This window comes from Pseudomonas sp. PA1(2017) (assembly GCF_001945375.1).
Lineage (GTDB): Bacteria > Pseudomonadota > Gammaproteobacteria > Pseudomonadales > Pseudomonadaceae > Aquipseudomonas.
Genome location: NZ_MSXU01000001.1, coordinates 451,987 through 462,646 on the forward strand (window position 1 = coordinate 451,987; position 10,660 = coordinate 462,646).

A 10,660-nucleotide genomic window follows, 5' to 3' on the forward strand; every position below is an offset into this window, starting at 1 on the left:
GTAAAAACGCGGGCTTTTTGTTGGCGCTCAGGAACGTTACAGGCGCGGGTAGTCGATATAACCGACCGGGCCGGAACCGTAGAAGGTTTCCTTGTGCGGCTCGTTCAGCGGCGCGTCCTGGCGCAGGCGCTCGGGCAGGTCCGGGTTGGCGATGAAGGGCACGCCGAACGCCACGGCGTCAGCCTTGCCGCTGGCCAGCCAGGCGTTGGCCTGATCCTTGGTAAAGCCTTCGTTGGCGATGAACACGCCGCCGAACGCCTCTTTCAGGCCTGGCGACAGGCTGTCGTCGGCCTCGTGCTCGCGGGCGCAGAGGAAGGCGATGTTGCGCTTGCCCAGCTCCCGTGCCACGTAGGTGAAGGTTTCGGTGCGGTTGGAGTCGCCCATGTCGTGGCTGTCGGCTCGTGGCGCCAGGTGCACGCCCACGCGGCCCGGCTCCCAGACGCCAAGTACCGCATCGGTGATTTCCAGCAGCAGGCGGGCACGGTTTTCCAGGCTGCCGCCGTAGTTGTCGGTGCGCTTGTTGGTGCCGTCCTGCAGAAACTGGTCGATCAGATAACCGTTGGCCGCGTGGATTTCCACGCCGTCGAAGCCGGCGGCCTTGGCGTTCTCGGCGCCCTGGCGATAGGCCTCGATGACGTCGGCGATCTCTTCGCTTTCCAGGGCGCGCGGGGTCACGAAGTCCTTCATCGGGCGGATCAGGCTGACATGCCCGGCGGGCTTGATGGCGCTGGGGGCTACCGGCATTTCGCCGTCCAGGTAGACCGGGTCGGAAATGCGACCCACGTGCCACAGTTGCAGGACGATCTTGCCGCCGTTGGCGTGCACGGCCTTGGTCACGCCGCTCCAGCCACGTACCTGGTCGTCGGACCAGATGCCGGGGGTGTTCGGGTAGCCCACGCCCATCGGCGTGACCGACGTGGCTTCGCTGATGATCAGGCCGGCGGAGGCGCGCTGTACGTAATACTCGGCCATCAGGGCATTGGGCACGCGGCCTTCGTCGGCACGGCAGCGGGTCAGGGGCGCCATGATGACGCGGTTGGCGAGTTCCAGATCGCCGATCTTGATGGGGTCGAACAGTGTGGTCATTGCCAGGATCCTCGAATCATTCGCTCGGTTAGGGTTGTTGAATGGGTTGAACGGGTCGTTTTGCGATGGCATCGAGCTCAGAGCTCACGGGTGATCCGCTCGATGAAGGCTTCGATGGTCGCGTCGTTGCGCTTGAAGAAATTCCACTGACCGACCTTGCGGCTGGTCACAAGGCCGGCGCGCTGCAAGGTGGCCAGATGCGCGGAGACCGTGGATTGCGAGAGCCCCGTACGCTCATCGAACTTGCCGGCGCATACACCAATGTCGAAGGAGTGGTCGGGCTGCACGAAGTGCGCCTCCGGCTCCTTCAGCCAGCGCAGGATGTCTCTGCGCACCGGGTGGGCCAGGGCCTTGATCACGTCGTCGAGGTCGATGTCGTCGTTGCTCATCGGGTCTCCTGCCAAATGCCCTGTAACGTCGTATCGCGATGGGACGAACTTTATATCGAGACTTGGCGATATGCAGATCGTTCAAGCAGATAGTGCATATCGACCGGCATGATGGCGCACCCCTCGCCGTGGCCGGGACGAGGCTTTAAGCTGGCGCGATGAACTACCTCGCTCACCTTCACCTGGGCGGCGATGCGCCCGCTGAACTGCTTGGCAGCCTGTATGGCGATTTCGTCAAAGGTCCGCTGGCCGGAAAGTGGCCGGCCGCCATCGAGGCGGGCATCGCGCTGCACCGGCGCATCGATGCCTTTACCGACAGCCACCCGCTCCAGGCCCAGGCGCGGGCACGCTTTCCGGCCGAGCGTCGGCGCGTGGCCGGTATCTTTCTCGACCTGTTCTTCGATCATTGCCTGGCCCGCGACTGGCAACGCTACAGCGATCAGCCGCTGCAGCGGTTCACCGACCGTGTCTATCAAGTGCTGGCCGCCGAGCCGCAGCTGCCCGGCAGCCTGCAGCACATTGCGCCGCGCATGGCGGCCCAGGACTGGCTAGGCAGCTATGAGGAGTTCGAGGTGCTTGGACAGGTGATCGCCGGCATGTCCCGGCGCCTGTCGAGGCCTGGCCTGCTGGACGGCGGGCTGGAGGATCTGCGTCGTCTCTACGAGCCGCTGAGCGAGGATTTCAGCGCCTTCTATCCGCAACTGATGGCCTTCGCCCGCGAGCAGCGCGAGGCGCTGCCCGTTCGCTGAGTAATTCGCGCCGGGTATCAGCTTTGCCCGGAACCGTTCTGTAATTTGTCGAACAGCGCGGCATCGACCTTCTTGCGTCGCGCGCCTTCCAGGTGCGCGCGCATGCGGTCGGCGGCGGCGAGGCGGTCGCCCTGTTCGATCAAATCGAGAATTTCCAGGTGCTGTTCGACCTGGGCGCGGCGATGTTCACGGGACACGTCCACGCGGTATTCGACCAGGCGGCGCAGGCGATCCAGGCGCTTGAGCGACTGCAGCAGAAAACGGTTGCCGGAGAACCCGGCGATGATCTCGTGGAAGCGCGAGTTGGCTTCGTAGAGCTCCTCGATGGTCATGCTCAGGTAACCGCCCTCGGCGATGAACGCCTGCTGCTTGCGGCAGCTGGCCAGCAGTTCGCGATCGACCTGGAAGGTCGGCGACAGCAGCCCGGCCGGCTCGATGATCGAGCGAAAGGCGAAGCTCTCCTCATACGCCTCGATCGAGTCGATCACCGGCAGCATCTTCCAGCCCTGGCCGCTGCGCTGTTCGGCCCAGCCTTCCTGCTGCATGCGCAACAGCGCCGCACGCAGCTCGGCCCTCGACACGTCGAACTGGCGCATCAGCTCGATCTCGGTGAACTGCTCGGGCAATTGCCGCGACAGGCGCAGGGCGACGAAGCGGCGATACACCGAATCCTCCTCGGCCTCGGCGATTTCCTGCACCAGCTCGTTGAGCTCGTCAGCTGCCTGGGCGAGAAAGAAGCCGCGGTTGCGGTCGTGCTTGAGCATGCCGCGTTCGGCGAGGTGATTGAGCACGAACTTCACCGGGGTGCGTGAGGTGTTCAGCGTGTGTGCCAGGTGCGACTCGACCAGGTGATGGCCGATGGGCAGGCGCTCGCGGCGCACGTAGGCGATGACCTCGCGGGCGACGCGTTTCTGCAGGGCAGTGAGAACCGCTGAAGGAGTGTTGTCCTGGGCCATGGCGGTGAGCGTCGATTCCTGTCCGGGGTGATGCGCCTGCGCCGATCGGCTCGGCAGGCGCTGCATTCTGCTACGTAATCGGGGCCACGAAAAGGTGCCGGGCGGCCAGGAGGTTTTCAACTTATAATTGTTTTTTGTGATGCTAAAGATCAATAATGTGGGCGTCGAATCACGAGGCCAGTTGCATTAATAAATAATGAATGCCGCTGTGCTCGACAGGCTGTGAACAACGTAGCGATAAAAGACATCCAATAAGCAAGGCTTTCGTTCTCCGCGACCACCTCGAACTCGATCAATCACCAGGCTGCTGGTGCACGTACCGAAGGGGACGCAATGTTCAAGACCCACTGGATCAATCACCTGGGAACACCGCTGGTCGGTGCCCTCGGCGCGGTGATCGCGACCCATATCGGCTGGCCGCTGCCCTGGATGATCGGCTCGCTGGTGGCAGTGATCCTGGTGCGCTGCTTCAGTACCTGGCAGTTGCAGCCGCTGCCGGGCGGGCGCAAGTTCGGTCAGTGGATCATCGGCATCGGTATCGGCCTGCACTTCACCCCGACGCTGGTCGCGCAAATCGCCGGGCACTTGGTGCCAATCATCATCGGCGCGCTGATCACCGTGCTCAGCAGCATCGCCGGCGTGTGGTTCATGCGCCGCACCGGCGAAACCATGGCCACGGCGTACTTTTCCAGCATGCCGGGCGGCTCCAGCGAGATGGTCAACCTCGGCGCCCGTAACGGTGCCGAGCTGACTCGCGTAGCAGCGGCGCAGAGCCTGCGGGTGGTGGCGGTGGTGCTGCTGGTGCCAGCGGTGTTCAAGTTCCTGCTCGGCGATGGCGACGTTCACCTGCACGCCGTTCAGGCGGACTGGCCGTGGCTGGCGCTGATCATGCCGGTGGCCGGGTTGGCCGGCTGGCTGCTGCAGCGCTATCGTCAGCCCAATCCCTGGCTGTTCGGCCCGCTGCTGGTCAGCGCCGCCGCCAGCATCGGCTTCGACCTGAGCAGCACGCTGCCAGCCGGCGCCAGCCAGGTCGGCCAGCTGATGATCGGCAGTGCCTTGGGCTGCTTCTTCAATCGCGCATTCTTCCGCTACGCCCCGTCGTTCCTGGCGCGCACGATGATCACCACGCTGGTGATGATGCTGGTGGCGTTCGTCGGCGCGGTGCTGGTGGGCTGGGCGAGTGGGTTGGATATCCAGTCGCTGACTCTGGGGATGATGCCCGGCGGCATCGCCGAGATGAGCCTCACGGCCGAGACTCTGCAACTGGCAGTCCCGCTGGTAACGGCCATGCAGGTAGTGCGGCTGTTCCTGGTCCTGTTCCTGGCCGAGCCGATCTTCCGTCGCTGGCTGCAGAGCGAAAATCCGCAGTTGCGGCGGGCTTGAACGATCTCTTGGTAATTCCAAGGACCGTGGTCGCGATGCAGTAAGAACGGACGTTAGTGCACTACCTGTGGGAGCGGGCGGGGACGCCTAGTCCATGGCCGCGATTTTTTCGCGCGCATGGCGCGCTCCCACAACTGCTGCAGTGCCTGAGCGTATGGAGGGATGCGCCGGGAAAGCTCGCGGTTAAAGCCGCCCCTACGCGGTCGCTGGGATTGCGCTTTTGGCTTGTCGCCCTTGCACCGCGGAAAAATGGGTTTCGGAAGGTGGTGGGCCGACTTCAAGCCGCCACCTGCGCCTCCGGTTGCGGCCCATACAGCGCCTCGCTTACGGCCGCCTGCGCCCGGCGGGCCAGCTCATTGCGGTTGCCCGAGTCGCTGGCGATTGGCTCCAGCAGCTGGATTTCCACTTCGGCCACATCGCTGTTCATCAGGCGCAGCAGGTGCGAGAGCATGTCGTCGTCGCCGATGAAGGGCGCAACGCTGCAACGCTGGCCATCGCGAACGTAGCGAATGGCGACTGGCTGCAGGTCGATGCCGCTTTCGATGGCGCTGCTCAGCAGGCGGCCATGGAAGGTGCGCAGGGCGGCGCCGTCACAGGTGGTACCTTCGGGGAAGATCAGCAGGTGACGGCCGCTGCCCAGATGGCGACCCAGTTGTTGGTTGAGCAGCCCGCCGTCCCCCGCGCCGCGGCGGATGAACAGGGTGCCGGCCTTGTGCGCCAGCCAGCCGGCCAGCGGCCAGGTACGCACCTCGGCCTTGGACAGGAACGACAGCGGCACCAGCATGCCGATCAGCGGAATGTCGGTCCAGGAGATGTGATTGCTCAGCCACAGCATCGGCTTGCGAGGCAGTTGCCCCTGCACGCGAACGCGAAAGGGCAGGGCGTTGCCCAGCCGGGCCAGCCACCAGCGGGTCAGGCGCTGGCGCAAGCCCATCAGGTCACCGCGTATCAGGCGTTCGACCGGCACCAGCAAGGCAGCCAGCAGCGCACCTACTGCAAGCACTGCCGCCAGGCGGGTCAGGCGCAGGTAAAGACGCAGTTTGCTCATGGGTTTTTCGGCCTGGAAGAAGGTAGAGGAGAAGGGCGCGCGGCGGACAGCAAATGGGCGCTGCCCGGCACGGCATTTCTACCGCGCCGGCGCGCCGTGGGCAAGTCGATCAGACTGCGGCCTTGAAGTGCCGTGCGTAGCGGGGGCACAGCTCATCGCGCTTGAGCAGGATGAACACGTCGGCGACCTGAAAGTCCTTGTCCCAGCACGGCTCACCGCAAATCTTGGCGCCCAGGCGCATGTAGGCCTTGAGCAGCGGCGGCATCTCGGCGATCACGTTACCGGAGACGTCCATCGCGGGCAGCGGCGTCTTGGGTTCTGCGCGCAGGTTCTCGGTGCACAGGTAGCGTTCGCGCAGGCGCTGCATGATGGCCTGGGCCTGGATGCCGCCGTCCTGCATGGGGATGCTGGCGCAGCCCATCAGGTAGCGGTAACCGCCTTCGTTGAGCACTTCGGCCAGCTCGGCCCACAGCACGGCGATGGTGCCGCCGTTGCGGTAAGCGGCATCGACGCAGGTGCGGCCGATTTCCAGTACCGGGCCTTGCAGGTGACGCAGGCCATGCAGGGCGAATTCCTCTTCGCTGTAGAAGCGGCCCAGGCTGGCCGCTGCCTGGTGGTCGAGCAGGCGCGTGGTGGCTACCAGCTCGCCGCTGTTCAGGTCGCGCACGCCGATGTGTTGGCAATGCATGTCGTAGTCGTCCATGTCCAGGCCCTGCTCGGCGCCCTTGAGCTTGGCGTCGAATTCGGCGCTGAACACGCGAAAGCGCAGGGCCTGGGCTTCGCGCAAGGCGCGCGGCGTGGTCAGGCGCTCGGCCTGCAGGCGACGGGGAGTGTTGCTGCGCTCGGGTGCCATGGCGTTCTGGGTCATGCCTTACCTCCGTTGCGGGTCGGGCAGCCTCGCTGCGCACGAACCGGATTGGCCTGCAGACCTGAGCAAACTCAGGAAACACATTCAGGCTAGGGAGGGCGGGTGTCACGCCTGTGAAGGTTCGGTGATGCTTATGTGACAGACACGCAGGGCGGTTGGGACGTGAAACACAGGTGCAGCAGGCGGGCATCCTGCTTACCATGTGCGCCCCTCAACCGTTCGAGCGCTCACTGCGTATGTTCTTCATCCGAAACCTCGGTTTGCCCTTCATCCTGATCATCGGCGGCGTGGTCGCCATGATGGCGCTGGCGATCCTCGCCCGGCAGGGCGGTGATGCAATGAGCTGGGCACGGGCGGTCTTCCCCTGGATGATCGTGCTGCCAACCCTCGGAGCGGCCTGGGCGGCGCGACGGTTGGTGCAGATCTGGCAATGGCGGCGTGGAACTCTGGAGGGCGGTTGCCCACGGTGCACCGGCGTGCTGGTGAACGGCCGTTGCCGGATGTGCGGGCAACGCCTGTAAGCGGGCGATCGGCTTTGCTGATCCAGGTCAGCACCCGGCAGTCCACTGCTGCATAGGCTTTGCGCCTTTGCCTGACGAGTGTGCCGGTATGCGCCGCGACCCCATCGTGCTGTTCGATAATGGCACTCACCGCTGCATGATGTTCGACGATCTGGTCAGCGGCGAAGGCGTGCAGTCCAACCAGTTCCTGATCATCGATCACGACCAGTACCTGCTGCTCGATCCCGGCGGCGACCTGACCTACGTACCGTTGAGCATGGAGCTGTCCAAGCACATACCGGTGCAGGAGCTGACCTACATCTTCGCCTCGCATCAGGACCCGGACATCATCGCCTCGCTGGACAAATGGCTGCTGCATACAAAGGCCCAGGTCATCTGTTCCAAGCTGTGGGCGCGCTTTCTGCCGCACCTGACGGCCAACTACCTTGCGCTGAGCCGCGGCATCAACACCTATGACCGCATCATCGCCCTGCCTGACCGTGGCCAGTCCTTTGCCCTCGGGCGTTGCACCCTCAAGGCCGTGCCGGCGCATTTCCTGCACTCGGTGGGCAACTTCCAGCTCTACGATCCGTTGAGCAAAATCCTCTTCTCCGGCGATATGGGCGCCTCGATGCTCGATGATGCCGGCCCCGTGGAGGATTTCGCCGCCCACGTGCCGAGCATGCTTGGCTTTCATCGCCGCTACATGGCCAGTAACAAGGCCTGCCGGTTGTGGGCCGCCATGGTGCGCGACATGGACGTGGAGATGATCGTGCCGCAGCACGGCCGGCCGTTCGTGGGGCGTGAGGTGATCAGCGCGTTTCTCTACTGGATCGAGAGCCTGGAATGCGGGCTAGACCTGCTCGGCCCCGAGGACTACCAGCTGCCGCGTTAGCGCTTGATACGCGTCGCGCTTTGCAAGGCGCACGTGCCCGGCTATCGTGGCGCATCCCCCGCCGCCGCCGAGATATCATGCACCGCTTTTTCCCTCTCTCGTGTGTGGGTCACTGATGCCCGGTCAGGTCTTTCCCTGGCGCCAGGGCAACCAGTTCACGCTGCTCAACGACGGCCCGGCGTTCTTCCCGCGGATGATTGCCTGCATCGACGCTGCCCGTGAAACGGTCGAACTCGAACAGTACCTGGTGTGCAGCAGCGCCTGTACCGATGCGCTGTTGCGTGCCCTTTGCGACGCGGCCGAGCGCGGCGTGGCAGTGCGCTGCCTGTTCGACGCCTTCGGTTGCCAGGCGCTGAATGCCGCCGACCGCCAGCGCATGCTCGACGCCGGCATCCAGTTGCGCTGGTACAACCCGCTGCGCTGGCGGCGTGGCGTTCGCAACCTGTATCGCGACCACCGCAAGCTGCTGGTGGTCGATGACCAGGTGGCCTTCGTCGGCGGCACCGGCTCGACCGATGAATTCTGGACGCCAGGTGAGCCCGAGAGCGCCTGGCACGAAGTGATGGTGGAGATCGGCGGGCCGCTGGTAGCCGACTGGCTGCAGCTGTTCGACCGCCAGTGGCAGGCCAACAATTCGCGCTTTGCCTGGCGCCCCTATCTCACGCCTCACCGCCAGCCCTTGCCCCATCGTCCGGCAGAGGGCGCCGGCTGGGGGCGGGTGGCCTATGCCGATGCACGCCAGCACCGCGACATACTGCAATCGCTGGTCCGCGCGCTCAACGGCGCCCAGCACCGGGTGTGGTTGGCCACGCCGTACTTCCTGCCCACCTGGCGCGTGCGCCGGGCGCTGCGCAAGGCAGCAGGCCGGGGCGTCGACGTACGCCTGCTGCTCAGCGGCCGGCACACCGACAACCCGCCGGTGCGCTTTGCCGGGCAGCGTTACTACCCGCGGTTGCTGCGTGCCGGCGTGCGCATCTTCGAGTTCCGCCCGCGCTTCCTGCACCTCAAGATGGTGCTGGTGGATGACTGGACCAGTGTCGGCTCCTGCAACTTCGACCACTGGAACCTGCGCTTCAACCTCGATGCCAACGTCGAGACGCTGGACGCGGCCTTCACCACGGCGGTGCAGCAGAGCTTCGAGACCGATTTCCCGCAGAGCCGCGAGGTCGATCTGCAGATGTGGCAGGCACGTCCGTTCTGGACGCGCGTGCGTCAACGCATCTGGGGCTGGGCGGACAGGCTGATCGTCAACCTGCTCGATCGACGCCGCTGATACGCCCCAGGATGCGCAGGTACAGGCGCATGGTGGTGCCGACGCCAGGCGCCGTTTCCACCCGGACGTCGCCGCCTGTGGTATTGGCGAACTCGCGGGCCTGGGCGAGGCCCAGGCCGGTGCCCTTGCCGGCCTGCTTGGTGGTGAAGAAGGGGTCGAAAACCTTCGCTGCCAGCTCGGCGCTCATGCCCGGGCCATCGTCGCGAACGCTGAGCACCAGGTAATTGCCGTCGCTCAGTTGCTCGTCGCCTACCAGTTGCTGCTGGCGCGTGGCGATCAACACCTGACCACGGCCCTGCATCGCGTCCCGAGCATTGCTGAGCAGATTGAGCACCACCGCTTGCAACTGCACCTCGTCGCACATCACACCGACATTGCGCGCGCTCAGGTCGAAATTCAGGGTGATGGCGTCGCCCAGGGTGCCGGCCAGCAGCTCGCGTGCGGCATCGAGGCGTTCGCTGATATCGATGCACACCAGCTCCGGGCCGTCCTGGCGGACGTTGGCGAGCAACTGGCGGATCAGCTTGCCGCCTTGCTCCACCGCCTGCAGGCCGGTCTGCGCGAAACGCTCCACCTCCGCCGGGCGCCGAGCCCTTAGCTGGGCCATCTGCAGGCTGGTGCTGAGCACCTGCAGCAGATTGTTGACATCATGGGCGATGCTGGCAGTGAGCATGCCGAGGGAGGACACGCGGCGCGCGTGACGTAGCGACTGCTCGGCCTCGCGGTGACGCGCCTGGGCCTGTTCCAGCTCATCGAGCAAGGCATTGGCACGCCGCTCGCGCTGCGATTCCAACAGGCGCAACTGCAGCAGCGCCGCGGTCTGCCGGGCCAGAGCCTGCAGCGCCCGGCGCTGGTGCTCGGCAAGGCTACGTGGTCGCGTGTCGATTACGCATACGGTGCCCAGCGGTTGGCCGGCGTCGGTGCGAATCGGCGCGCCGGCATAGAAGCGGATGTATGGTTCGCCGAGTACCAGGGCACTGTGCTGGAAGCGCGGGTCCAGCAGCGCGTCCTCGACCACCAGTACGTCATCGGGCTCGAGAATCGCATGGGCGCAGAACGCCAGGTCACGGTGAGTCTCGCGTACGTCCAGGCCGACGCAGGCCTTGAACCACTGGCGCTCGCGATCGACCAGGGAAACGAGGGCGATCGGGGTGTCGCACAGAGAGGTTGCCAGCAGCACCACATCGTCGAAATTCTGCTCGGGTGCCGAATCGAGGATGTCCAGGTGTTCGAGCGAGAGCACGCGCACTTCTTCGTCGTGCGGCGCAGGGGCAGGGCGATGGGGCATCGGGGGGTACCGCGCAAGGAGTGGCGGCATGATGCGCTGTACGCTGTACAGGTGGCAAGCGACTTGTCGGTTCTGCTGGCGCATCGGTCAGGACACACGCTAGGGTCTGTTCCTGTTTCAGCGCGAGCCGCGTTGCCGCGAGAAATTGCCTCCGGTTAGGCGCAGGACGCAGGGAATGGACTAGCCGTCCGCGTTTTCCCTTGCCAAGTCCTGCAACGACAGCGG

11 protein-coding genes are annotated in these 10,660 nt (G+C 65.1%); 5 read left to right on the top strand and 6 right to left on the bottom strand.

Annotated elements, in window-relative coordinates:
* Positions 1-36: 36 nt before the first annotated feature.
* Together BVH01_RS02035 and BVH01_RS02040 are read right to left on the bottom strand one after the other, a co-directional pair.
* Complete coding sequence (locus BVH01_RS02035; RefSeq protein ID WP_075928731.1) at positions 37-1,086, bottom strand: alkene reductase; 1,050 nt, start codon at positions 1,084-1,086, stop codon at positions 37-39.
* Between the two features lie 77 nt (positions 1,087-1,163).
* On the bottom strand, positions 1,164-1,475 hold the full coding sequence (locus BVH01_RS02040; protein WP_075928732.1) for a helix-turn-helix transcriptional regulator: 312 nt from the start codon (positions 1,473-1,475) through the stop codon (positions 1,164-1,166).
* A 158-nt stretch (positions 1,476-1,633) separates the two neighbouring features.
* Here BVH01_RS02040 and BVH01_RS02045 point away from each other — a divergent pair, with 158 nt between their 5' ends.
* On the top strand, positions 1,634-2,224 hold the full coding sequence (locus BVH01_RS02045; RefSeq protein ID WP_075928733.1) for an ACP phosphodiesterase: 591 nt from the start codon (positions 1,634-1,636) through the stop codon (positions 2,222-2,224).
* Positions 2,225-2,241: 17 nt separating this feature from the next.
* On the opposite strand, the gene BVH01_RS02050 is transcribed toward BVH01_RS02045, so the two are convergent.
* The gene (locus BVH01_RS02050; protein ID WP_256562683.1) at positions 2,242-3,246 is read right to left on the bottom strand and encodes a GntR family transcriptional regulator; all 1,005 of its coding nucleotides are present in this window, start codon (positions 3,244-3,246) and stop codon (positions 2,242-2,244) included.
* A gap of 267 nt (positions 3,247-3,513) precedes the next feature.
* Here BVH01_RS02050 and BVH01_RS02055 point away from each other — a divergent pair, with 267 nt between their 5' ends.
* Positions 3,514-4,563, top strand: a complete 1,050-nt coding sequence (locus BVH01_RS02055) for an AbrB family transcriptional regulator (RefSeq protein WP_075928735.1) — start codon at positions 3,514-3,516, stop codon at positions 4,561-4,563.
* Positions 4,564-4,840: 277 nt separating this feature from the next.
* Here BVH01_RS02055 and BVH01_RS02060 read toward each other — a convergent pair whose 3' ends face one another.
* Both BVH01_RS02060 and olsB read right to left on the bottom strand, forming a co-directional pair.
* Positions 4,841-5,611, bottom strand: coding sequence for a 1-acyl-sn-glycerol-3-phosphate acyltransferase (locus tag BVH01_RS02060; protein ID WP_075928736.1), 771 nt, complete (start codon positions 5,609-5,611; stop codon positions 4,841-4,843).
* Positions 5,612-5,720: 109 nt separating this feature from the next.
* Complete coding sequence (gene olsB / locus BVH01_RS02065; RefSeq protein ID WP_075928737.1) at positions 5,721-6,479, bottom strand: L-ornithine N(alpha)-acyltransferase; 759 nt, start codon at positions 6,477-6,479, stop codon at positions 5,721-5,723.
* Positions 6,480-6,634: 155 nt separating this feature from the next.
* Here olsB and BVH01_RS02070 point away from each other — a divergent pair, with 155 nt between their 5' ends.
* The 3 genes from BVH01_RS02070 (at position 6,635) to BVH01_RS02080 (ending at position 9,147) form a co-directional block, all read left to right on the top strand.
* Complete coding sequence (locus BVH01_RS02070; RefSeq protein WP_139315686.1) at positions 6,635-7,000, top strand: hypothetical protein; 366 nt, start codon at positions 6,635-6,637, stop codon at positions 6,998-7,000.
* Positions 7,001-7,088: 88 nt separating this feature from the next.
* Complete coding sequence (locus BVH01_RS02075) at positions 7,089-7,874, top strand: MBL fold metallo-hydrolase (RefSeq protein ID WP_075928739.1); 786 nt, start codon at positions 7,089-7,091, stop codon at positions 7,872-7,874.
* A gap of 115 nt (positions 7,875-7,989) precedes the next feature.
* On the top strand, positions 7,990-9,147 hold the full coding sequence (locus BVH01_RS02080; protein WP_075928740.1) for a phosphatidylserine/phosphatidylglycerophosphate/cardiolipin synthase family protein: 1,158 nt from the start codon (positions 7,990-7,992) through the stop codon (positions 9,145-9,147).
* On the opposite strand, the gene BVH01_RS02085 is transcribed toward BVH01_RS02080, so the two are convergent.
* Entirely contained in the window at positions 9,122-10,435 is a 1,314-nt protein-coding gene (locus BVH01_RS02085; RefSeq protein WP_075929121.1) for a sensor histidine kinase, read from the bottom strand. The genes BVH01_RS02080 and BVH01_RS02085 overlap by 26 nt on opposite strands.
* Positions 10,436-10,660 lie beyond the last annotated feature (225 nt).

Excerpts from the sequence above, each read along its gene's own strand:
- BVH01_RS02035 (WP_075928731.1), bottom strand. The coding sequence starts at position 1,086 with ATGACCACACTGTTCGACCCCATCAAGATCGGCGATCTGGAACTCGCC.
- BVH01_RS02040 (WP_075928732.1), bottom strand. The coding sequence starts at position 1,475 with ATGAGCAACGACGACATCGACCTCGACGACGTGATCAAGGCCCTGGCC.
- BVH01_RS02045 (WP_075928733.1), top strand. The coding sequence starts at position 1,634 with ATGAACTACCTCGCTCACCTTCACCTGGGCGGCGATGCGCCCGCTGAA.
- BVH01_RS02050 (WP_256562683.1), bottom strand. The coding sequence starts at position 3,246 with ATGCAGCGCCTGCCGAGCCGATCGGCGCAGGCGCATCACCCCGGACAG.
- BVH01_RS02055 (WP_075928735.1), top strand. The coding sequence starts at position 3,514 with ATGTTCAAGACCCACTGGATCAATCACCTGGGAACACCGCTGGTCGGT.
- BVH01_RS02060 (WP_075928736.1), bottom strand. The coding sequence starts at position 5,611 with ATGAGCAAACTGCGTCTTTACCTGCGCCTGACCCGCCTGGCGGCAGTG.
- olsB (WP_075928737.1), bottom strand. The coding sequence starts at position 6,479 with ATGACCCAGAACGCCATGGCACCCGAGCGCAGCAACACTCCCCGTCGC.
- BVH01_RS02075 (WP_075928739.1), top strand. The coding sequence starts at position 7,089 with ATGCGCCGCGACCCCATCGTGCTGTTCGATAATGGCACTCACCGCTGC.
- BVH01_RS02080 (WP_075928740.1), top strand. The coding sequence starts at position 7,990 with ATGCCCGGTCAGGTCTTTCCCTGGCGCCAGGGCAACCAGTTCACGCTG.
- BVH01_RS02085 (WP_075929121.1), bottom strand. The coding sequence starts at position 10,435 with ATGCCCCATCGCCCTGCCCCTGCGCCGCACGACGAAGAAGTGCGCGTG.